Origin of the sequence: Stenotrophomonas sp. PAMC25021, from assembly GCF_004795795.1 — a bacterium.
Taxonomy (GTDB): Bacteria; Pseudomonadota; Gammaproteobacteria; order Xanthomonadales; family Xanthomonadaceae; genus Stenotrophomonas; species Stenotrophomonas muris.
The window spans coordinates 651,512-672,438 of the sequence record NZ_CP039255.1 but is presented as its reverse complement, the minus strand read 5'-3'; the positions used below and the strand labels follow the sequence as shown (position 1 = coordinate 672,438).

21 protein-coding genes are annotated in these 20,927 nt (G+C 67.3%); 3 read left to right on the top strand and 18 right to left on the bottom strand.

Annotated features, from left to right (window positions below):
• Nucleotides 1–685: 685 nt before the first annotated feature.
• Nucleotides 686–2,908: a methyl-accepting chemotaxis protein gene (locus E5790_RS03220; protein ID WP_111205812.1), complete on the top strand. Its 2,223-nt coding sequence runs from the start codon at nt 686–688 to the stop codon at nt 2,906–2,908.
• 166 nt (nt 2,909–3,074) lie between these two features.
• Nucleotides 3,075–3,443: a glycine zipper 2TM domain-containing protein gene (locus E5790_RS03215; protein ID WP_014646414.1), complete on the top strand. Its 369-nt coding sequence runs from the start codon at nt 3,075–3,077 to the stop codon at nt 3,441–3,443.
• A 129-nt stretch (nt 3,444–3,572) separates the two neighbouring features.
• On the opposite strand, the gene E5790_RS03210 is transcribed toward E5790_RS03215, so the two are convergent.
• The 5 genes from E5790_RS03210 to E5790_RS03190 all read right to left on the bottom strand — a co-directional run bounded on the left by E5790_RS03210 (nt 3,573) and on the right by E5790_RS03190 (nt 9,247).
• Nucleotides 3,573–4,700, bottom strand: a complete 1,128-nt coding sequence (locus tag E5790_RS03210) for an ABC transporter permease (protein ID WP_111205786.1) — start codon at nt 4,698–4,700, stop codon at nt 3,573–3,575.
• Nucleotides 4,697–5,884 (bottom strand): ABC transporter permease, encoded by a 1,188-nt coding sequence (locus E5790_RS03205; protein ID WP_111205785.1) that lies wholly within the window; start codon nt 5,882–5,884, stop codon nt 4,697–4,699. The genes E5790_RS03210 and E5790_RS03205 overlap by 4 nt, the downstream gene beginning before the upstream one ends.
• On the bottom strand, nt 5,869–6,882 hold the full coding sequence (locus E5790_RS03200) for an efflux RND transporter periplasmic adaptor subunit (protein WP_111205784.1): 1,014 nt from the start codon (nt 6,880–6,882) through the stop codon (nt 5,869–5,871). Before E5790_RS03200 ends, E5790_RS03205 begins: the two co-directional genes overlap by 16 nt.
• Nucleotides 6,875–8,275, bottom strand: a complete 1,401-nt coding sequence (locus E5790_RS03195) for a TolC family protein (protein WP_111205783.1) — start codon at nt 8,273–8,275, stop codon at nt 6,875–6,877. The genes E5790_RS03200 and E5790_RS03195 overlap by 8 nt, the downstream gene beginning before the upstream one ends.
• A gap of 78 nt (nt 8,276–8,353) precedes the next feature.
• The gene (locus E5790_RS03190; RefSeq protein ID WP_111205782.1) at nt 8,354–9,247 is read right to left on the bottom strand and encodes a LysR family transcriptional regulator ArgP; all 894 of its coding nucleotides are present in this window, start codon (nt 9,245–9,247) and stop codon (nt 8,354–8,356) included.
• A gap of 106 nt (nt 9,248–9,353) precedes the next feature.
• On the opposite strand from E5790_RS03190, the gene E5790_RS03185 reads away from it, so the two are divergent.
• The gene (locus E5790_RS03185; protein ID WP_014646420.1) at nt 9,354–9,968 is read left to right on the top strand and encodes a LysE/ArgO family amino acid transporter; all 615 of its coding nucleotides are present in this window, start codon (nt 9,354–9,356) and stop codon (nt 9,966–9,968) included.
• Here the strand turns inward: E5790_RS03185 and map are convergent.
• From map to E5790_RS03120, 13 genes are all read right to left on the bottom strand, one after another.
• Entirely contained in the window at nt 9,965–10,747 is a 783-nt protein-coding gene (gene map, locus E5790_RS03180; protein WP_014646421.1) for a type I methionyl aminopeptidase, read from the bottom strand. The two genes, E5790_RS03185 and map, sit on opposite strands and share 4 nt — an antisense overlap.
• A 7-nt stretch (nt 10,748–10,754) precedes the next feature.
• Nucleotides 10,755–10,967: a ParD-like family protein gene (locus tag E5790_RS03175; RefSeq protein WP_014646422.1), complete on the bottom strand. Its 213-nt coding sequence runs from the start codon at nt 10,965–10,967 to the stop codon at nt 10,755–10,757.
• A gap of 68 nt (nt 10,968–11,035) precedes the next feature.
• On the bottom strand, nt 11,036–11,395 hold the full coding sequence (locus E5790_RS03170) for a VOC family protein (RefSeq protein ID WP_014646423.1): 360 nt from the start codon (nt 11,393–11,395) through the stop codon (nt 11,036–11,038).
• Nucleotides 11,396–11,534: 139 nt separating this feature from the next.
• On the bottom strand, nt 11,535–12,419 hold the full coding sequence (locus E5790_RS03165; protein ID WP_032958040.1) for an arginase family protein: 885 nt from the start codon (nt 12,417–12,419) through the stop codon (nt 11,535–11,537).
• Between the two features lie 3 nt (nt 12,420–12,422).
• Nucleotides 12,423–13,487: a GNAT family N-acetyltransferase gene (locus E5790_RS03160; RefSeq protein WP_111205781.1), complete on the bottom strand. Its 1,065-nt coding sequence runs from the start codon at nt 13,485–13,487 to the stop codon at nt 12,423–12,425.
• A 28-nt stretch (nt 13,488–13,515) separates the two neighbouring features.
• Complete coding sequence (locus tag E5790_RS03155; protein WP_111205780.1) at nt 13,516–14,916, bottom strand: aminotransferase class III-fold pyridoxal phosphate-dependent enzyme; 1,401 nt, start codon at nt 14,914–14,916, stop codon at nt 13,516–13,518.
• Between the two features lie 64 nt (nt 14,917–14,980).
• Nucleotides 14,981–15,697, bottom strand: a complete 717-nt coding sequence (locus E5790_RS03150) for an MtnX-like HAD-IB family phosphatase (protein WP_014646427.1) — start codon at nt 15,695–15,697, stop codon at nt 14,981–14,983.
• Nucleotides 15,698–15,865: 168 nt separating this feature from the next.
• Entirely contained in the window at nt 15,866–17,074 is a 1,209-nt protein-coding gene (locus E5790_RS03145; protein WP_014646428.1) for a DegT/DnrJ/EryC1/StrS family aminotransferase, read from the bottom strand.
• A gap of 10 nt (nt 17,075–17,084) precedes the next feature.
• A complete protein-coding gene (locus tag E5790_RS03140) occupies nt 17,085–17,483 on the bottom strand; it encodes a DMT family transporter (RefSeq protein WP_049441504.1) in 399 nt (132 codons plus the stop codon).
• On the bottom strand, nt 17,480–17,839 hold the full coding sequence (locus tag E5790_RS03135) for an EamA family transporter (RefSeq protein ID WP_014646430.1): 360 nt from the start codon (nt 17,837–17,839) through the stop codon (nt 17,480–17,482). Before E5790_RS03135 ends, E5790_RS03140 begins: the two co-directional genes overlap by 4 nt.
• 1 nt (nt 17,840) lies before the next feature.
• Nucleotides 17,841–18,677, bottom strand: coding sequence for an alpha/beta fold hydrolase (locus E5790_RS03130; RefSeq protein WP_032958029.1), 837 nt, complete (start codon nt 18,675–18,677; stop codon nt 17,841–17,843).
• Nucleotides 18,678–18,757: 80 nt separating this feature from the next.
• A complete protein-coding gene (locus tag E5790_RS03125; protein ID WP_049441505.1) occupies nt 18,758–20,137 on the bottom strand; it encodes a sensor histidine kinase in 1,380 nt (459 codons plus the stop codon).
• Entirely contained in the window at nt 20,134–20,817 is a 684-nt protein-coding gene (locus E5790_RS03120; protein WP_014646433.1) for a response regulator, read from the bottom strand. Before E5790_RS03120 ends, E5790_RS03125 begins: the two co-directional genes overlap by 4 nt.
• Nucleotides 20,818–20,927 lie beyond the last annotated feature (110 nt).

Here is a 20,927-nt window from a genome sequence, read left to right as displayed (position 1 = left end):
GATGCCGTGTGGTTCTCCTTCGCTGCTATAGGGGTCTCTCCGTTCAGAGACCTTGAGCGGTATCTTGAGGAAATTTCCGTCGCCCCGTCCTGGGAGTCAATTTCCGTGGACAGGCATGAGTAGAAAGTACGCAGTTTCCATGCACTCCTCGATCGTATTGCCTCAGCGCAGCGCGTGGGTCCGTGCAGCATGGGGTGACCTTCCCGTCTCCTACTTCCAGAGCGACGAGAATCTCAATGACTGCGGTTTTATTGACTTGAAGGTCAATAAGTGGGAGATCAGTGGCAGTCGATTGTAATGGGGTCTGGACCCCTTCATCAGGGTTGAAATACTCAAGGGTCGGGGCCCTGCGATGGCAGATGCCAGATTGCAGCCCTGACGGTAGTCGCGAAGCGGCGCGTTGTTCCTCTGGACAGAAGGGTGCCGGGATCGATGGGCTTCATCCTCCCCCTCCGTGCATCAAGTGACGGTTTCCGCGGTCACGACTCGCGAGCGATGCGTGATGACTGCGATTGATGTGCTCGTACATTGATATGCCCGGCAGGAATAACCACCTCCATTAAGTGTGTCCTTCACACCTGTCTGCATAGTTCCAGAGATTTGGATCGATACAATAATATCGACCCATAAAGTTTCCGTGCGCTGCGCCGCCATCGATCGTACGGCCATGATCAAGGGAATTGAGATGCTCGCCTTACGCAACCTCCGAGTGGGATCCCGGCTGGGTGCCGGGTTTGGATTGCTGCTGCTGTTCATCGTGGCCATCGTTGGCCTGGCGCTGTACGGAAATCACCTGAAGTCCGCCCAGTTCGAGAAAGTGGTGGACGTCAACATGGTGAAGATGCGGCTGTTGAACGACATGCTGGATACCAACAACGCGGTGTTGATGCACCGACGGCTGATGGTGATCAAGCGCGGCGAGGATTTCGACAAGGATTATCAGAAGGCGCAGGAGCTGTCGCAGACCTACGACGGTATCTGGGCCAGGTACATCAGGATTCCACGCGACGCGACCGGCGATACCCTGGTGGCGAAAATCGACGCGGCACGCGAGGCCACCGACGCCTCCACCCGGCATCTTCACGAGCGCATGAAGGCCGGGGATTTCGACGGCGCGGCCAAGGAACTGCTTGCCGAGCAGGGGCTGGCAACCGCGTGGAACGAAGCGATCTCGACCCTGCTGCGGCATCAGGAGACACTGACCGAGCGCAGCCGCGAGGAATACCGTTCAACCGAATCCTGGACCGGCACGCTGTCGATCGTGTTCGGCGTGTTGAGCCTGGTACTGGGCTCGCTGGCCGCGTGGGCCATCACCCGCAGCCTGACCCGCCCGCTGGAAGGCGCGGTGAAGCTGGCCGACGGCATCGCCAATGGGCGGCTGGACAACAGCATTGACGCCTCCGGCAACGATGAGGTCACGCAGCTGCTCAGGTCGATGCAGCGCATGCAGGCGCAGTTGCAGTCGGTGATGGCGGCGCAGGGCGAGTTGGCCCGCCAGCACGATGCGGGCAGCCTCAGCTATCGCATGGACGAGAGTGCCTTCCCTGGTGACTACGGGCGCATGGTGCACGAGACCAACGCGCTGGTCGGCTCACACGTGCAGGTACAGAACCGGCTGATCGAAGTGATGAAGCATTACGCCCGTGGCGACCTGTCGGTGGACATGGATCCGCTGCCGGGCGAGAAGGCGGCGATCACCCAGGCAATGGACGAGACCAAGACCAGCCTGTCGGCGATCAACAGCGAGATCCGCCGGCTGGCGACGGCCGCGGCGGCGGGCGACTTCAGCCTGCGCGGCGATGAAGATCGCTTCGCCTACGATTTCCGCGACATGGTGGCCGGGCTCAATCGCCTGATGCAGACCACCGACCAGAACCTGGTGCAGGTGTCGAGCCTGCTGCAGGCGATCTCGCGCGGTGACCTCACCGTACGCATGCAGGGCGACTTCCACGGCGTGTTCGCCCGCATGCGCGATGACTGCAATGCCACCGTCGATCAGCTCAAGCAGATCGTCGGGCGCATCCAGGCCAGCGCGTCCAGCATCAATCTGGCGGCAGGCGAAATCGCCTCGGGCAACACCGATCTGTCGCGGCGCACCGAGCAGCAGGCGGCGAACCTGGAAGAGACGGCGGCGTCGATGGAGGAACTGACCTCCACCGTGAAGCAGAACGCCGAGCACGCCCGCCAGGCCAACCAGCTCGCCATCGGTGCGCACGGTGTCGCCTCGCAGGGCGGCGAGGTGGTCGGCCAGGTGGTCACCACGATGTCGGCCATCGAGGCCTCGTCGAAGAAGATCGCCGAGATCATCTCGGTCATCGATGGCATTGCCTTCCAGACCAACATCCTGGCGTTGAACGCGGCGGTGGAAGCCGCGCGTGCCGGCGAGCAGGGCAGGGGCTTTGCGGTGGTGGCAAGTGAGGTGCGCACGCTGGCACAGCGCTCGGCCGGTGCGGCCAAGGAGATCAAGGGCCTGATCGAGGATTCGGTTGGCAAGGTCGCCGATGGATCGGCCCTGGTCCGACAGGCAGGCACCACGATGGGCGAGATCGTTGCTTCCGTGCAGCGCGTGACCGACATCATGGCCGATATCTCTGCTGCCTCGCAGGAGCAGAGCTCGGGCATCGAACAGGTGAACCAGGCGGTGGTGCAGATGGACGAGACCACGCAGCAGAATGCGGCACTGGTGGAAGAGGCCAGTGCTGCGGCGCGTTCCATGGAGGAGCAGGCGAACCTGCTGGCCGAGGCGGTTTCGGTGTTCCGCACCGGCGCGGTAACGGCGGCTGCAGCCGTGCGTCCGGCCCTGGCTGCGGTGGCCGCGAAGGTCACCCCGGTGCGCAGGGCGGCAACGCTGTCGCCGCGCATCGAGCCGACACTGGCGGCCAATGCCGGGGGGTGGGAAGAGTTCTAGCAGAGGGCAATGCCGGCAGGGAGACGGCGCCCATCACGCTGGCTGATCGTGATGGGCGCGGATTTTCTTCCTGAACGCGCGATGGCCGATGAGGCCGCGGACACGCGCATTTCACTTCCGGTTGCCAGCCGCGGGAGGACACTTGCGCCATACCGGAACCTAGGAGATGGCCATGAAGACCTCGACCCGATTGCTTGTGCTGGGCACCCTGCTGGCGGCTTCGTCGGTGGCCGGCGCGCAGACCTATGGTCCGCGTGATGAAGGACGCCGATTCAACGATGGCAGCCGCGTGGTCTGCAAGAACGTGGAAGTGCAGCGCAACTCGCGCGATCCGAACCGCATCGCCGGTACGGCCACTGGCGCGGTGATCGGCGGCCTGCTGGGCAACCAGGTGGGCGGCGGCAATGGCAAGAAGCTCGCTACCGTGGCCGGTGCTGTTGCCGGTGGTGCGGCGGGCCGCCAGATCCAGGGCAACAGCCAGCAGAAGAACGGCGACCGCGTGGTCGAGCGCCGCTGCGAACGCGTCTATCGCTGATCGATCGCCGACGGCCCCCGTTTTTCCCCTTCCACATCGCAGTACTCGAACGCCGGCCTCGCGCCGGCGTTCTTCATTGCGGGAAAAGGGAACGGAGGGGATTAAGTCGCAATCCCCCCAACCGGCCGCTTACGACTTAATCCCCTCCGTCCCCTTTTTTGCGAGGAGGCGCCAGGTGGCGAGGCTGCCGTAGAGCAGCAGCAGGACGGTGAGGGTGATCAGTTCGTGGCTGACTTCGGCCAGGCTGGCGTCCATCTGGTTCAGGCGCACCATCAGGTTGATGCCGGAGGTGGTCGGCAGCAGCTGCGCCAGCCAGACCAGCGGTTGTGGCGTCATCACCGAGGGCCACGACAGGTTGGCGAGGAAGAACAGCGGGATCGAGGTGGCGATGATGTACTGGAAGGCGCGTTCGCGGGTGCGGAAGAAGCTGCCGACGAACAGGCCGAAGGCCACCGTCGCCGCGATGAACAGCGTGCCACCCAGCAGCTGGCCCAGCGGGTTGCCTCCGCGTGGATAGTCCTGCACCCAGGCAGTGAACCCGGCATACCAGAACAGACCGAACAGGCCGATCAGGCCGAAGCCCAGTGCCATGCCGGCCAGGGTCGGCAGGTCGAAGCGCAGGCGCCGGCCGAGCGCGAGGCGGCGGCCGCCGAGCAGGACGCCGATGCCCATCAGCAGCGTCTGGTGCACGATCAGCTCGGCCACGCCGGGAACGATGGCGCTGCCATAGCCTTCCTGCGTGTTGTACAGGGGGCGCTGCACAAGCGTGACCGGTGGTGCCTGCGGTGCGCCCATGAAGGCGGCCTGGCCGACCACGGCATCACGCCCGAACGCACCCAGCGCGTCAGCCACGCTGCCCAGCACCCAGCTGGCGCGTCCCAGGTAGGCACCGTTGCCAAGCAGTACCAGCTTGGCCGGGTGGCCGCGCAGGATGTCGCGCTCCAGATTGGCCGGGATCACGACGATCCCCTCGGCATGGCCGGCTTCCAGCTGCCGGCGTGCGCTGTCGACGTCCGCGGGTTGACCGACCACGCGCGCAACGCGCAGTGCGTCGAGCCTGCGCAGCAGCTCGCGGCTGGTCGCGCTGTGGTCTTCGTCCACCACCAGCACCGGCAGGTTGCCGGCCACCTGGTGCCGGTAGGCGGCTGGATAGAAGAACGAGTACAGGATCACCGCCCCGACCATCACCACGATCGCGTAGCGGTCGCAGAGCACTGCCATCAGGGTCTGCCGCAGGCTGCGCCAGAGTGCGCTCATGCGTCGGCCCCTGCGGGCTGTGCGGCGGCAGGTGTGCGCGCAAAGGCGATCAGGCGCAGGCCGCCGACGCCTCCTGCCACCACCGCCATCAACAACAGCGTGGCCAGCGGCCACACCGAAACCTGCAGCGGCGAACCGATGAACTGCTGCTGGGTCTGCAGCTTGATGTAGGCGCTGAGTGGCAGCAGCTGATGCCAGACGCGGGTGAACAAGGGACCGTCGAGGACCGGGAAGGTGGCGCTGGAGAAGGCCAACGCGGTGCCGATGCTGAGGCCGACTGCGGACAGCGCGGTACCCATGTCGCGGGTGACGCCGACGAAGAACAACGCGTAGGCGGCCGTGGCAAGGTAGAACAGTGGCTGTGCGAGCAGCAGCAGGAGCACGCTGCCGGCCACGCCGTCACCGCGCAGCCAGGCCAGGTAACCGATGCCGAGCGCGCCATACAGCGAGAACAGCAGGATGTATGGCCCGACCTTGCCGGCAATCGCCGGCCATGGCGTGCGGCCCAACGAGGCGGGCAGGGTGCCGTCGCGGATCTCGCGGCCAAGGCTGCCGGCCACTGCAAGTGCCAGTACCAGCGACAATACCGCCGGGAAGATCAACGGCAGCAGGAACAGCTCGTAGCTGCGTGCCGGGTTGTAGAGGATGTCCGACTGCACCGCGATGGGTGCCGCGCGCAGCTTGCCCGGGCCGACCTGCAGGCCGATGCGCTCGCGCAGCAGGCGCGCGTTCCAGGCCGAGACCGCGTCGCCGATATCGCGCGACGCGGACTGGCCGGTGGTCATGTAGGTGGCGTTGTAATAGGCGAACACCGTGCCCTGGCGTCCACGCAACGCCTGCCGGGTGACATCGCGCGGCACCAGTACGATGGCGAACACATCCAGCCGACGCAGGTGCGAACGTGCGTCTTCCAGGTCCACCGGCTGGCTGGCGACGCGCACGCCGGGACTGGCGTCGAGCATGCGCAGCAGCAGGCGGCTGTCACTGCTGTGGTCGAGGTCGACCACCGCGATCGGGATATCGCGCATCACCGAGGGCGTGAACATCCATGCCATCACCGCCAGCATCAGCAGCGGCAGCAGGGTGACCAGCATCAGGTCGGCGCGGTTGCTGCGCAGCGACTGCAGCTCGCGCCGCCAGCTGGCGGCGAAGCCGCCGCGGCCGGGGCTCAGTGCTGGGGCCATGCGAACAGCACGCTCATGCCGGGGCGGAAGCCCTCGATGCGGCGTACCGGGCGCACCCGCACCTCGAAGCTGCGGACGTCGTAGCCGGACGACTGGCGGGTGGTACGCCAGGTTGCATAGTCACCGGCCGGATTGATGAAGTAGACCTCGAATTCGCCGTCCAGGCCGAGCGCCGGCACGTTGCCCTGCAGCTTGCTGCCGACCTTCAGGCCCTGCATCTGCGATTCGCGCAGGTTCATGGCGACCCACATGCGGTCGATGTCGACCAGGGTGAACACCGGGTAGCCGGCCGGCACCAGCTCGCCCGGGTCGGCCATGCGCTTGTTGATTTCGCCGGCCACCGGCGCGCGCCCTTCCACTTCGACACGCGCGGCGTTGACTTCGGCCACCGCGCCCTGTGCCTGTTGCACCTGGCCCTGCGCGGCACGCTTGTCCTGCTCGCGCGCGCCGGCCAGGGCCATGTCGTACTGCGCGCGCGCGGCACGGGCCAGCTCACGCGAACTGGTGGCCTGGGCATGCGCTTCATCACGCTTCTGCCGGGTCATCACCCCTTCGTTGAACAGGTTCTGCACGCGCTGGTAAGTGGCTTCAGCCAGCGTCGCACCGGCTTCGGCCCGCTTCCAGTTCGCTTCGGCGGCGCGGATGTCTTCGCTGCGCGCGCCTTCGTCGGCCTTGTCGGCCACTGCCTGTGCGGCGGCCAAAGCGCCGTGCGCCTGCTGTTCCTTGGCGGCCACTTCGGGGCTGTCGAGCAGGAACAGCACCTGCCCGGCCTGCACGCGGTCGCCCTCGCGCACCTTCAGTTCGGCCACGCGCGCGGTGATCTTGGCGGCCACGTTGATCGTGTCCGCATCGGCCATGCCCTGGATCTGGTCGGCCGGGCTGCGCCAGGCCAGCCACAGGCCGAGCACCACCACGACCAGCAGCACCACTGCCAGGATCGGTCCCAACCGGCGCTTGCTCGGGGGCGTCGTCGCATCGTCGTGCAGCACATCACTCATGGTCGATCACCTCGTCCGCCCGCCGCCGGAACTCTTCGAAACGGTCCATCTGTCCACTGATCTCCAGCAACTGTGCCAGCGCAATATCGTATTGGTAGGCGGCCTGTGCGCGCTCGACGCGGGCGCCACCCAGGCCGAGCCGCGCGTCGATCACATCCAGCGAAGTCGCTTGGCCTTCGCGGAACGCCAGCTCCTGCAGGCGCAGGTTTTCCTGTGCCTGGGCGATACTGCTGTCGAGCAGCACGTACTGTTGGCGTGCGGTTTCCAGCTCGTTCCAGGCCTTGCGCACGCCCAGCGCGACCTGGTTCTCGGCCTCGCGCAGGCCCGCTACGGCCTGGTCCTGCTGCGCACGCGCGGCGCTGATCTGCGCCGGCCGCGAGTTCGGCGACAGGAAGGTGTACTTCAGGCCGATGCCGAACGCCCAGTCCGGATCGGTCAGCATCTCGTCGCGGCGACGGAAGTCGTACTGGCCGAAGGCGAAGATCTGTGGTTTCAGCTTGGCCTGCTGCACGCGCACGCCCTGTTCGGCCTGCGCCACCATCGCCCGCAGGCGCGCGATCTGCGGCTGCCGCGCCTGCGCGGTGCGTTCGAAGCTGGCCACCGGTTCCAGTGGCACGCGCTGCACGAACAGCGGCGACACCGGCTGCACCTCGCCGCCACTGCGCAGCAGCGTGGCCAGTGCGGCCTTCAGCGTGGCCAGGTCGTTCACCGTCTTCTGGTATTCGCGCTCGGCCTTGTCGCGGGCCACGGTGGCCTGCAGGCGCTGCGCGCGGGTGGCGAAGCCCTCGCGTTCCAGCTTCTCTGCGTCGGACAGGTGGCGGTTGAGGCCATCGCGCACATCGCGGCGCACGTCCACCGCCTGCTCGGCCAGGCGCTGGCCGAAATAGGCCTGGGCCAGCTGCACGGTCAGCGATTGGCGTTGTGCTTCGCGCTCGGCGCTGGCCTGTTCGTGGGCGGCACTGGCCGCACGTTGCGCGGCCGGAATCACGCCGCCGGTGTACAGCGGCAGCACTGCAGTCACCACCGGGCGGGTACGCCAGTCGCGTTCGGTGAACGACAGCGGCGAGTCGATGCCAAAGGCCTCGGCCACCGGAGCCAGCGAACCCAGGGGCAGGGTGAGCGTCTTCTGGAACTGCAGCCGGCGCACTTCGCCGGTGATCTCCGGCAGGCGCAGCAGGCGGGTCGCGTCCTGCAGGTCCTGCTTGTTGCGCACGGCGGCGTCGGCAGCGGCCAACGCATCGGAGACCTGCTCCAGGCGTTGCCGTGCCTGTTCCCAGTCCAATGCCGGTGCGTTGCTGGTGGGCTGCGCGGCGGCAGCGAATGGCAGGCAGGCTGCCAGCGCCAGCGCGGCCTTCGCGCGGTGCATCCTTGTACGTCGGCCGATCACGCCCATGCCGTCCCAGAAGTGAAGAAGTGCGCAAACGGTAGTGCGTGCAGCGTGAAGCCCGGGTCTGCGATCATCGGTTTGTCCTCAACGAAGGGTGCCTCTGGCCGCAGTGCGCAGCGCCTGGGTGATGTGCTGCAGCGTGCTTGAGCGCACGGCGGCATGCTGCCAGTACAGCGGCACATCGAGCCAGCGGCGGGGTTCCAGTACCACCACGCGGCCGGCGCGCACGGCGGGCGCGACCAGGGTTTCCGGAGCCATGCCCCAGCCGAGTCCGCAGGCGGCGGCTTCGACGAAACCGGTGGAGGAGGGCAGGTAGTGTAGCGGCGGCTGCAGCCGCGCGCGGGTCAGGCGCCGCACGAAGCGCCACTGCAGTTCATCTTTGCGGTTGAACACCAGCATCGGTGCGTGCGCCAGGGTTGCGGCCTGCATGCCATCGTGGAAGTACTGGCGGGCGAAGCCGGGCGAGGCGATGGCGTGGTAGCGCATCGCGCCGAGCGGGTGCACGTTGCATCCCTTCACCGGTTGGCTTTCGGCGGTGACCGCGCCGAGCACGCTGCCATCGCGCAGCAGCTGCAGGGTGTGGTCCTGGTCGTCCATGCGCAGGTCGAACAGATAGCCGTGGCGCTGGTGCAGGTCGGCGATGGCCGGTACGAACCAGGTATCAAGCGAGTCATCGTTGACCGCCAGGGGGATCGGCGTGCGCGCAGCGTCGCTGCCACGCTCGGGTAGCAGCTCGGCCAATGCCTCGGCCTCCAGCGCCTGCATCGGTCGCACCCGGCGCAGCAGCGCTTCACCCGCGGCAGTCGGCCGGCAGGGTGCCTGGCGCACCACCAGTACCTGCCCGAGCCTGTCCTCCAGGGCCTTGATCCGCTGCGACAGTGCTGACGGGCTGATCGACAGGCGGCGTGCCGCAGCCTCGAAGCTGCCTTCCTCCAGCACCGCGGCAAACGCGGCCAGTTGCGGGTGTACCAGGTCCATGCCGGTGCCTCTTCAGTTTTCCTGCACAGGATAAAGAAAAATCAGTTTGTCTAATCAAGGCGGTTGGCCGCACCCTGCGCGTCCCCTCGCTGCCTGGCCTGTCCCGATGTGGATTGCCGCTACCGCCGCCGGCCTGTTCGCAGGTGCCGGCCTGATCATCGCCATCGGCGCGCAGAATGCATTCGTGCTGCGCCAGGGCCTGCAGCAGCGCAATGTGGGGACGGTAGTGCTGGCCTGCGCCGGCGCGGATATCGCGCTGATCCTTGCTGGCGTTGGCGGCATGGGCGCGCTGGTGCTGCAGTGGCCGCTGCTGCTGCAGGTGCTGCGCTTCGGTGGTGCGGCCTTCCTGTTCTGGTATGGCCTGCGGGCGGGGCTGCGCGCGTGGCGCGGTGGCAGTGCCCTGGCCGCCGCCGAGGCGCAGGGCGGCAGCGGACGGCAGGTACTGCTGACCTGCCTGGCGTTCACGCTGCTCAACCCGCACGTCTATCTGGATACGGTGGTGCTGCTGGGCAGTCTGTCCACGCGCTACCCCGGTGACCTGCGCTGGGCGTTCGCCGCCGGTGCCTGCGCCGCCAGCGTGGCCTGGTTCTGCACGCTGGGCTATGGCGCGCGCCTGTTGCAGCCGGTGTTCCGCAGGCCGGGCGCCTGGCGGGTGCTGGATGCCGCCGTGGCGGTCTTCATGTCCTGCCTCGCCACGCTGCTGCTGTTGCGCCCGCTCTAGGCCGCGTCCACCGCGCACTGCGGGGTTTCGCCGGGGCGCAGGGTCAGCACGCGCACGCCGCTGCGGGTGACCGCCACGGTGTGCTCGAACTGCGCCGACAGCTTGCCGTCGCGGGTGTAGACCGGCCATTGGTCCGGCTGCTGACGGATGGCCGGCTTGCCCTGATTGAGCATCGGCTCGATGGTGAACACCATGCCTTCCTCCAGCACCATGCCGGTGTTGGGATGGCCGTAATGCAGGATCTGCGGTTCCTCGTGCATCTGCTGGCCGATGCCATGGCCGCAGTATTCCTTCACCACGCTGTAGCCGTGGCTGCGCGCGTGGCGGGCGATGGCGTGGCCGATATCGCCCAGGCGCGCTCCCGGGCGCACCGCAGCGATGCCTTTCCACATCGCCTGGTAGGTGGCCTGCACCAGCCTGCGCGCGGCGTAGTCGACCTCACCGACCAGGTAGGTGGTGCTGGAGTCGGCGATGTAGCCGTTCTTCTCCAGGGTGATGTCGAGGTTGACGATCTGGCCGTTGCGCAGCACGTCGGTGGTGCTGGGAACGCCGTGGCAGACCACGTTGTCGATCGAGGTGTTGAGCACATACGGGAAGCCGTACTGGCCCTTGCTGGCCGGCCGCGCCTGCAGCTCATCGACGATCATGCGCTCGACGAAGTCGTTGATCTCCATCGTGCTGCGTCCCTGCAGCGGCAGCTGGTCGAGCGCGGCGAATACCTGCGCCAGCAGGCGCCCGGATTCGGCCAGCAACGCGATTTCGTGCGGCTGCTTGATCATCGTCATGTCAGGCCCGCCCGGGCGCCAGCGCCTGCGGCTGCACCCCGGCTGCCCGCAGTTCGCTGGCGACGATGTCCTGGAAGCTCAGCGTGGGGTTCATCTCGCACAGCATGCCGACCCGGATCCAGAAGGTGGCCTGGGCGTTGATCGAACGGCTGGAGACGGTGCAGGCACGGCGCAGCTGGTCGTGCAGGGTGTCATCGATGTTGACGATGCCCATGGGCGGTCCTGGCGGAATGGATATATGAAGCATATATGTTCCGTATATCCGCCTCAAGCCCGCATCGTTCAGTCCACGTGGGTGGCAAAGCGCAGTCGGTTGCCGTCCGGGTCACGCAGGAGCATCTCGCGGCTGCCCCATCCGGTGTCGTGCGGTGGCTGCTCGATCGGTACGTTGGCGGCACTGAAGGCGCGGTGCAGGGCGTCGACGTCTTCAACGATGAAGTACACCGCGCCGCCGACCTCGCAGTCGCCGCTGTGTTCGGTGAGGAAGATCGTCTGGCCGTCGCGGGTGAGCTGGGCGAACAGCGGGAAGCCGGGTTCGAAGCGGTGTTCCCAGTCGACCACGAAACCCAGCCCCTGCACGTAGAATGGCAGGGTGGTGTCGGCATGGCGCATGCGCAGTTGCGGGATGACGGTCTGGGGCATCGCGAGGCTCCGGGGCGGGAGTCCAGTGTAGTGCCGGCCGCTGGCCGGCATCCCGGCGAGCCTGGGAACGATGAGGTTGCCGGCCAGCGGCCGGCACTACCGAAGCCACGCCGGCCAGCGGCCGGCACGACCGACGCGGTCAGCAGGCGGTCGGCACGGCGGCCATCGCCGCCAGCAGTTCGCGATTCACCTGCTGGTGCCGTGCCTGCCACACCGGCAGATCCTCGGCGCTGACGTCAGGTTGGCCGTCCAGCGACGACAGCCAGCGCTTGAAGCGGCTCTGGTAGTTGGCCAGCGACACTTCGCCGGTGATGTCGCTGCCGACCAGGCCGCCGGCGCGCAGCGCTTCGATCACCACCAGTGCGTGTTCCAGCTGGAAGCGGCCCTGGTCCCAGTTGCTGCGGGCGACGTCCTCGGCGAACACATCCTTGTCGATCGACAGGTAGGTCGGTTGCGGCGACTTGGCCTGCTCGGCGGCGAACGCGGCAACCAGTGCCTCCGGGTGCTCGAACCGTCGGAATGCACGGCCGCTGCCGAGGCGGTGGCCCCAGCCCACGTCCACATCCATGCACCAGTAAGTCAGGCGCCCGCCCATCAGCGGGCGCCAATGGTTCTCCCAGGCGTGGCCCAGGCCGATGTCACTGGAGGTGATGCCGAGCACATGGATGTGCGAGATCTGCGGCAGCTTGCTGGCCGCGTTCACCCACGACCCGCAGTGCATGCCGAACGGGAAACGCATGTTGTCCGGATGGTTGTCCAGCACCACCAGCTGGAACGGCTGGTGCGCGCGCATGCGACGCAGCAGCGGCAGGCTGAGGTGGTGGAAGTCGCCACTGCCGAGCATCACCGTGCCGAGCTGGGCCGGCAGCGGTGCCAGCACTTCAGCGGCGAAACGGTCCAGGGTTGAAGTGCTGCAGGCGAAGCGCAGCGGATCGTGCCACTGCGGCAGCGCCAGGGTCTGCGCCTGTGGAAGCGGCAGTACGCCACCGTCCAGGTCCAGGATCAGCGGAAAACGCGACGACATCGTTCAACCGCCTCCATCAGGTTCGCCCTGCAGGTACGGGGCCAGCTTGCGCAGGGCAGCGCGCAGCAGCGGGGAGCGAGCGTGGATCGCGTGCCGGGTGGAGGTGAAGCGGGCGCCCAGCTCGGCCTTGATCCGCGAGTCGGTCCAGCCGGCCACGTAGTGGCTCAGGCTGTGCTGCAGCGCGTACTCGAGGTTGTGCATCCAGCTGACCGCGTACAGGTTGTGCTCGCGTGATTGCGGGTAGGCCAGGCCGATGTACTTGTCCACCAGCTTTCCGGCGTGGATGTAGCACAGGTTCCAGCCGATCAGCAGACCCTGGTGGCGGTACAGGAACATCCGTCCCTGGCCCTGGCTGTCGGCCAGCAGGTGTTGGAAGTAGGGCAGGTCGAGCTGGTCGAAATGCACCGCGCTCTGCGCGAACACGCCCAGGTACAGCGCGTACAGTTCGGCCTGCAGTTGCGGGTCGGCGAGGGCCGGATCGCCGGTGGCGATGCAGTCGATCTGCAGGCCATCGCGCGAGCGCAGCTTGCGCCGGATGTTCTTGCGGCGCGAGGACGACAGGCGTCCGAGATAGCCATCGATCGAATCGAAATCGATCGCCACCCAGGCCAGCGGCATGCCTTCCAGCTCGACGAAGCCGCGTGCCAGCAGCGCCTGCAGGAAGGCGCTGCTGTGTGCATTGGCCGCGTCGTCCAGCAGCGGCGAATCGATTGCCAGGTCCTTGACCACCAGCAGCCGGGTATCGCCGATCGCGTGACGCGTCACGTCCTCGGCCAATGCCTCTGGTGCGACGTGCGCGGGCAACGGGGTGTACTCGGTGCTGGTGGCACCGACGAAGCGGGTCTTCCAGGTAATCCAGGGCCGCCACAGGCGCGACAGCGGCAAGCCAAGCAGCTTGCCGCGCAGGTCGTCGTCCATCGTGGTGGTCAGGTCGAGCGGCGCACGGAAGGTCGGCAGGCCGCTGGGAAGCAGGCCTGCCTCGAATCCAAGCGGCGGGTGGGCCAGGAAGCCCTCCAGCAGCGCGGCCGGTTCCAGCGCGGTGCTGGATGCGCGTGACGTCATCTCCATCGGCACGGGAACCGGCAGCGCATCGACCTCAGCCCTTGGCCTTGGTCAGCGCCTGGTCGAGCAGGGTGATCGCCAGGTCGATCTCTTCGTAGCTGATGTCCAGCGACGGCGCGAAGGTGATCACGTTCTTGTACCAGCCACCCACGTCGAGCACGAGGCCCATGCGCTTGCCGTCGTGCAGGAGGTCACCGGCCAGGCCGATGTCGACCATGCGGTCCAGCAGTTCCTTGTTGGGGGTGTAGCCGTCGGTCTGGCAGATCTCGGCGCGCAGGGCCAGGCCCAGGCCGTCGACGTCGCCGATCTCCGGGTGACGCTTCTGCAGGCCACGCAGGCCGTCCAGGAAGTACGCGCCCTTCTCCGGCACGGTGCGCTCGTAATCCATTTCCTTGCCCAGCTTCAGCACTTCCAGGCCGAGGCGGGTGCCCAGCGGATTGGAGTTGAAGGTGGAGTGGGTGGAGCCCGGCGGGAACACGGTCGGGTTGATCAGTTCTTCGCGCGCCCACAGGCCCGACAGCGGGTTCAGGCCGTTGGTCAGCGCCTTGCCGAACACCAGCACGTCCGGGGTAACGCCGAAGTGCTCGATCGACCACAGCTTGCCGGTGCGCCAGAAACCCATCTGGATTTCATCGACGACCATCAGGATGCCGTACCTGTCCAGCACGCGCTTGAGGCCAGTGAAGAAGTTGCGCGGCGGGATGACGTAGCCACCGGTGCCCTGGATCGGCTCGACGTAGAACGCGGCGTACTCGGCCTGGCCGACCTTGGGATCCCACACGCCGTTGTACTCGCTTTCGAACAGGCGCTCGAACTGCCACACGCAGTGGTCGGAATACTCGTCCGGGGTCATGCCCTTCGGGCGACGGAACGGGTACGGGAACGGGATGAACATCGCGCGCTCGCCGAAGTGGCCGTAGCGGCGGCGGTAGCGGTAGCTGGAGGTGATCGACGAGGCACCCAGGGTGCGGCCGTGGTAGCCGCCCTCGAAGGCGAACATCAGGCTCTTGCCGCCGCGCGCGTTGCGCACGATCTTCAGCGAATCTTCAATGGCCTGCGCGCCGCCGACGTTGAAGTGCACGCGGCCGTCGAGGCCGAACTTCTGGTGCATGTCCACGGCAATGGTCTTGGCCAGCTGCACGCGGGTCGGGTGCAGGTACTGGCTGGCGACCTGCGGCAGGGTGTCGATCTGGTCCTTCAGCGCGTCGTTCAGGCGCTTGTTGCTGTAGCCGAAGTTGCAGGCCGAGTACCACATCTGCAGGTCGAGGTAGGGCACGCCCGCACCATCGAACATGTAGCTTCCTTCGCCGCGCTGGAAGATCTTCGGCGGGTCGACGTAGTGGACGGTGTCGCCGAAGGAGCTGTAGCGGGCTTCGTCGGCCAGCAGCTGCGCGTCGGAGGCAGCCGCGTCGGCGTTCTTGTCAAAAATGTTCATGCAGTTCGGTTCCGTGAAGGACGTTCGAAAGGGGTGACGGGGGAGCGCGCCTGGAAGGGAGTGCTCAGGCGGTGGCCAGCAGCAGGGGCAGTGCGGCGGGCTGCGGGCTGGCGTCGAGGCGACGTGGCTGCAGCAGGCTGCCATCGAGCAAGCGCGGCAACAGTGCGATTGCATCGTGGAAGGTATCGATGGCGGCATGCTCGATGCCGGCCTTCGTGCAATGGGTGATCAGGCGGCGCTTGGCGAACACGAAGTCGGCATCTTCGGAGACGCAGAAATCCGAGCTGCCATCGCCGATCATCAGCACGCGTGGTGCTTCGTCGGCACGCGCCTGCGCGGCGCAGGTGCACTTGCAGGTACCACTGCGGCATCCTTCGGCCTGGTAGGGCGACTCCAGTTCCCAATGGTCTTCGCACCAGCGCAGGTGGTTGGCCACCACCGGCAGTCGCGACAGGCCGTGGTTGGCGAGGATGCGGTGGATCGCATAGTCCAGCCCGTCGCTGACGATGCGCAGCGGCACGCCCAGCTGTTCGGCGCGGCTGACAAAGGCGGCGAAGCCCGGATCGATCTGCACCTGGTCCAGGTGCGCGTCGAGCGTGGCCGGGTCCAGCTTCAACAGCCGCACCTGGCCCTGCATGCATTCACGCGAGCCGATCTTTCCCGCCTTCCACTGGTCTTCCAGTTGCTGCCAGCCCGGCTGGCCGTACTTCTCCAGCAGCGAGTCGATGACATCTTCGAGGCTGATGGTGCCATCGAAGTCACACAGGATGCTCCAGTGCATGGGCAGGTCCGTCGATGAAAGAAACGTCCGGCACGATGCCGGGGCAGGCTCAATGTAGGCAGGCAGCCTTTCTCGTTCCTTTCCTGTTGAAAGCCTGCACCGCCGGGTGGGGAAAGTGTTCAGGAATCGAGCGTGCTGAATGGGCGTGATGCCGTGAAAACCGCGCTTTCAGGGCTGCGCAGCGGCCAGCGCCCGCAGGATCTGCGCGGTCTCTTCCCGGGTCTGCCAGGCGCTGTTGCCGAGGGTCAGCATGCGTGCGGCGAAGTCGCGCGCGTTCGGCATGTCGTCCTGCGGCACGATGCCACGCAGGTAGGCGTAGTCGGGCAGGGCATGGATGAACATGCGGCTGGCACCGAGACCGCGCGGCCACAGTTCGTCCAGTGCGGCATCGCGCGCGCGCTGGCTGGGCAGCAGCAGCATCAGCATCGGCCAGGTGCCGCCGGTGCCGGCCAGGCCATCGACCACCTCCACCGCCGGCAGCTGTGCCAGCTGCACACGCAGCTGCAGTGCGCGCAGGCGCCCGGCCTGCAGGAACGCAGGCAGCCGCCGTGCAGCGTGGGCGCCCACGTTCTGCCGCCACTGGCTGACCCGGTGCTGGGGGATGTCCAGCGGGAAAATGTCTCCGACCGCGTCTTCCAGATCGCCGCGTTGCAGGGCGCTGCGCAGCGGATTGCCGTACACCAGCGACAGCAGCGAGGGGCGGTAACAGGCGGCAAGACCCAGCAGCTGCACGCTGCGAAGCAGCTCCCAGCGCAGGCTGAAACGTACCTGTTCGGCGGCATGTTCGGCCAGCGCGGCGCGCAGCTCGTCATCGCGGCTGACCAGCAGGCCGCCTTCATGCAGGCTCAGCCCCTTGCCGGCGGCCAGGCTGAAGAATCCGATGTCGCCACGCAGGCCCACGCTGCTGTTGCCGACCCGTGCGCCCAGCGCCTGTGCGGCATCTTCGATCACCCAGGCGCCGGCGCCGCGTGCGACCTCGCAGGCCCGTTCGACATCGGCGATGCGCCCGCCGAGGTGGGTGGGCAGGATCGCCAGCGTCCGTGCGTCGGCCAGGCGCGAGAGCTGTGCCGGATCAAAGTCGAAATGGCCACGCCGGGTATCGCACAGCTGCACGCGCAGGCCGAGGCTGTGCACCGCGATCGGCACCAGCGGACAGGTATAGGCGGGCAGGATCACGGTATCGCGCTTGGGCGCGCGCTTGCGCAGGGTGCGCAGTGCGATCAGCAGCGCGTGGGTGCCGGAACAGGTCAGCTGCAGCGGCGGTGTGCCGAGCTGGGTGGCCAGGATGTCGCGCAGGTCGCCGCCGCCGGGAAGGAAGTCGCTGGCCTGCATCGGCAGGCCAGCGGTCGGCGGCAGTTCGCGCGCGAACAGGCTCATCGCAGCCCGCTCACGAAGTGCTGTCGGCGGGGCTGTGCGGATCATCCGCTTCGGCGCGGCCGAGGCAGACGATGCCAGCCACGATCAGTACCGCACCGACAAGGTGATGCAGGGTCAGCGGCTCTTTCAGCAGCCAGGCCGACAGCAGCAGCACACTGATCACCTCCAGGTGCGAGGCCGCGAACGCCGGGCCGATCGGCGCATGGCGCAGCAGGCTCATCCAGGTGAAGAACGCGCCGACGTAGCCGAGGACCGCGCCGTATACCCACGGCTGCGACAGCACGCGCAGCAGCCACGCGGTGTTGGCCTCGACCGGCAGCGCGGCGTCACCGGCGTACTTGAAGCACAGCTGGGCCAGCGTGTCGAAGGCCATCAGCAGGGGAAAGCCGATCACATACAGGCGCCTCATGAGCCGGCCCCCACCACCGCCACGCCCGCCGTGACCAGCAGCATGCCGGTCACCCGCAATGGCGTGAGCTTTTCGCGGAACAGGATGCGGCCGGCGATCATCAGCGCGACGATGTTGATCGAGCCCAGCAGCACGCCCTTGGACAACGGCACCAGCGACAGGAACGCGATCCAGGCAACGAACTCAAGCACGTAGCAGGCGATGCCGATCCACAGCCAGGGGCGGCTGAGCATGTGTTTCCAGCGTTGCAGTCCTTCGCCATCCTGCGGGTCGCTGGCGGCGGCCTTGAAGGCGAGCTGGCCACCGGTATCGAGCACCACATTGGCCAGCCACAGCAGCGTGGCGAGTGCCCCCATCTCAGGCCACCGCCTTGAGCACGCCGCTGCGTTCACCGATTTCGGTGAAGAAACGCGCGCTGCGGCGGATCACCTCGCGGCGTTCGCGGTCGATCGTGATCATGTGGTAGCTGTCTTCCAGCACCACCAGTTCCTTCGGACCGCTGACCCTCGATATCACCAGTTCAGCGTTGCCCATGCTGGCCACGTCGTCTTCGCGGGCGTGCATCACCAGGCACGGTGCGGTGACCTGGTGCAGGTGGCGGCGGGTCCAGTTGCTCAGGGCGCGCATCTCGGCCAGCGCGTGCCAGGGGTTGCCCGGCAGGCCGGCCGCGGCGCTGTCGCCGGACAGCATGGCGGCACTGACCTGCGCACGCAGGCGCTCGTCACGCAGGCCATAGGGCGGTTCTTCCATGAACATGCGGTCGCGGCCGATGTTGAAGCGCTTGAACCACGGCAGCAGGAACGACAGGCGGGCCACGGCGGGAATGTTCCAGCCGTCGTAGCGGAAGGTGGCGCCATACACGCCGACGCCGGACACCCATTCGGGGCGGCGTGCAGCCAGCGCCAGCGCCAGTACCGCGCCCATCGACAGGCCGCCGACGAACAACTGGTCGACCTTGCCACGCAGGCTCGCCGCTGCATCTTCCACGCCCTGGTACCACTGTTCCCAGGTGGTCGCCAGCAGGTCATCCACGGTGCCGCAATGGCCGGGCAACTGCACGCCGTGTACGGTGAAGCCGGCGTTGTTCAGGCCCTTGCCCAGCATGCGCATTTCCGCCGGGGTGCCGGTCAGGCCGTGGACCAGCAGCACGCCCTGCGGGCCACCGGGGAGGAAGAAGTCGTGCGATTCGGTCACCTGGCGGCTCCGGGACGGCAGTGGGGATGGTCAGGATCGCAAGCGCGATTTTCGCCAGCCTTTCAGCGCCCCGGTACGGGTCAGGGGGCCTTCAGCAGCGGCAGTGTGATGGCGACCTTCAGGCCCCCACCGGCGCGGTTGAGGAAGGTCAGGCGGCCGCCGGAATGCTCCACCGCTTCGTGCGCGATGGCCAGGCCCAGGCCGGTGCCGCTGGCTGCGGTGCCAGGCGCTCGGAAGAAGCGCTCGCCCAGCCGTGGCATCACGTCCTCGGGCACGCCGGGGCCGTTGTCCTCCACGTACAGTTCGACGTCATTGTCATCCAGCGCATGCACGCCGACCGTGACGGTCGCATCGCGGCCGGCATAGCGCAGCGCGTTGTCGATCAGGTTGTCCAGTGCTTCCTGCAGCTGGGCACCATTGCCGAGCACGCGCAGCGGGTGGGGGCTGCCGCGGTAGCCCAGATCGATGCCATCGCGGATCGCTTCGGGCACGCGCATGCCGACCCACTGCGGCACCAGCTCGCACAGGTCCAGTGCCTCCACGGTATCGGGCACGGTCTGCGCCCGGCTCAGTGCGAGCAGCTGGGTGCTGACCCGGGCGGTGCGCTGGTTGAGCCGGCGGATGTGCTGCAATGCCTCGCGCACCGTGTCCGGGTCGCCATGTGCCAGTGCCTGGTCCACGTGCAGGGCCATGCCGGCCAACGGCGAGCGCAGCTGGTGCGCGGCATCGGCGATGAAACGGTTCTGCAGCGTGATCATTTCCGCCTGGCGCGCGAACAGATCGTCGATGGTGCTGATCAGCGGCTGGATCTCTTCGGGCACGTCGGCATCGGAGATCGGTGCCAGCTCGCCGCGGCGCTGCGCCAGGCGGGTCCTCAGCGGGGTCAGGATGCGCAGGCCATGGGTCACCCCGAACCAGACCAGCGCGGCGGTGCCCAGCGCCAGCATGGTCATCAGCGGGATGATGATCATCAGGATCTCGCGCGCGCGCTGGCGTCGTTCGGCCATGCTTTCGGCCACCGTCACCGCCAGCTGGTCCTGCGGATCGTTCATCGCACGCGTGCAGACGGTGGCCATGCGCACCGGCTGGCCGTTGAGAATGCCATCGTACAGGGTGGGGTCCACGCCGGTGCATTCCTGCGAAGGCGCGTAGGCACTGAAATCCGCATTGCCGCTGAGTGTCCCCTGGCGGCTGCTGTCCACGTTGAAATAGCGATGGCCGTCGGGCTCGTATTCGATCAGGAAGCGCGCCTGCGGAGACAGGTCGCTGGTCACCGGCATGGTGCTCAGCATCTGCGCGAACGAGTGCGTGTCGTCGATCAGGTTACGGTCGTGGATGCGGTTGGAATAATCCAACGCAACGTAATAGGCCAGGATCGTATTGAAGGTAAGCAGGCCCAGCATCGGCAACGCCAGGAAGGCGAGCAGGCGCCGGCGCAGGCTGGGGGGGCCACTGATCACGGGGCGCTGTCGTCCTGCGCGTCTTCCAGCATGTAGCCCAGTCCGCGCACGGTGCGGATGCCCATGCCGCCGGGCTGCAGCTTGCGGCGCAGGCGGTGCAGGGCGATGTCCAGGCCGTTGTCGGTCAGGTCCTGGCCCCAGTCGCACAGCGCCTCCACCAGCTGTGCGCGCGAGACGATGCGCTCGGCGCGTACCGCCAGTGCCGACAGCAGGCCGAACTCGCGTGCGGTCAGTTCCAGCGACTGGTCGTCGATCCACACCCGATGCCCGGCCAGATCGATGCGCAGGCGGCCGATGCGCAGGTCCGGGTTGCCATTGCTGGTCACGCGGCGCAGCTGTGCGCGCACGCGGGCTTCGAATTCGTCCAGTGCGAATGGCTTGACCAGGTAGTCGTCGGCACCGAGGTCGAGCACGCGCACGCGTTCGGCCAGGCCGTCGCGGGCGGTCACCACCAGTACCGCCAGGCCATCGCCGCGCTGGCGCAGGCGCTGCAGCACGTCGCGGCCATCCAGCTGCGGCAGGCCCAGGTCCAGCACCAGCAGCGCGTATTGGGTCGAACCCAGCGCGGCGTCGGCGTGCGCGCCGTTGTCGACGTGGTCGACCACATGCCCCTGCCGGCGCAGCGAGGCGCACAGGCCGGAGGCGATGTCCGGGTCGTCTTCAGCAATCAGAACGCGCATGCGCGGGAGGCTCCTGTAACGGTCGGGCCCAGCGGATGGACAGGGTGGGCCTCTCGGCTGCCGAGGGTAGCCGCAAACGGGGTGAAGGTGGAGCGCGCCGGCACCTCCCG

Coding starts and splice junctions, on each gene's coding strand:
- E5790_RS03220 (WP_111205812.1), top strand. CDS start 686: ATGCTCGCCTTACGCAACCTCCGAGTGGGATCCCGGCTGGGTGCCGGG.
- E5790_RS03215 (WP_014646414.1), top strand. CDS start 3,075: ATGGCCATGAAGACCTCGACCCGATTGCTTGTGCTGGGCACCCTGCTG.
- E5790_RS03210 (WP_111205786.1), bottom strand. CDS start 4,700: ATGAGCGCACTCTGGCGCAGCCTGCGGCAGACCCTGATGGCAGTGCTC.
- E5790_RS03205 (WP_111205785.1), bottom strand. CDS start 5,884: ATGGCCCCAGCACTGAGCCCCGGCCGCGGCGGCTTCGCCGCCAGCTGG.
- E5790_RS03200 (WP_111205784.1), bottom strand. CDS start 6,882: ATGAGTGATGTGCTGCACGACGATGCGACGACGCCCCCGAGCAAGCGC.
- E5790_RS03195 (WP_111205783.1), bottom strand. CDS start 8,275: ATGGGCGTGATCGGCCGACGTACAAGGATGCACCGCGCGAAGGCCGCG.
- E5790_RS03190 (WP_111205782.1), bottom strand. CDS start 9,247: ATGGACCTGGTACACCCGCAACTGGCCGCGTTTGCCGCGGTGCTGGAG.
- E5790_RS03185 (WP_014646420.1), top strand. CDS start 9,354: ATGTGGATTGCCGCTACCGCCGCCGGCCTGTTCGCAGGTGCCGGCCTG.
- map (WP_014646421.1), bottom strand. CDS start 10,747: ATGATCAAGCAGCCGCACGAAATCGCGTTGCTGGCCGAATCCGGGCGC.
- E5790_RS03175 (WP_014646422.1), bottom strand. CDS start 10,967: ATGGGCATCGTCAACATCGATGACACCCTGCACGACCAGCTGCGCCGT.
- E5790_RS03170 (WP_014646423.1), bottom strand. CDS start 11,395: ATGCCCCAGACCGTCATCCCGCAACTGCGCATGCGCCATGCCGACACC.
- E5790_RS03165 (WP_032958040.1), bottom strand. CDS start 12,419: ATGTCGTCGCGTTTTCCGCTGATCCTGGACCTGGACGGTGGCGTACTG.
- E5790_RS03160 (WP_111205781.1), bottom strand. CDS start 13,487: ATGGAGATGACGTCACGCGCATCCAGCACCGCGCTGGAACCGGCCGCG.
- E5790_RS03155 (WP_111205780.1), bottom strand. CDS start 14,916: ATGAACATTTTTGACAAGAACGCCGACGCGGCTGCCTCCGACGCGCAG.
- E5790_RS03150 (WP_014646427.1), bottom strand. CDS start 15,697: ATGCACTGGAGCATCCTGTGTGACTTCGATGGCACCATCAGCCTCGAA.
- E5790_RS03145 (WP_014646428.1), bottom strand. CDS start 17,074: ATGAGCCTGTTCGCGCGCGAACTGCCGCCGACCGCTGGCCTGCCGATG.
- E5790_RS03140 (WP_049441504.1), bottom strand. CDS start 17,483: ATGAGGCGCCTGTATGTGATCGGCTTTCCCCTGCTGATGGCCTTCGAC.
- E5790_RS03135 (WP_014646430.1), bottom strand. CDS start 17,839: ATGGGGGCACTCGCCACGCTGCTGTGGCTGGCCAATGTGGTGCTCGAT.
- E5790_RS03120 (WP_014646433.1), bottom strand. CDS start 20,817: ATGCGCGTTCTGATTGCTGAAGACGACCCGGACATCGCCTCCGGCCTG.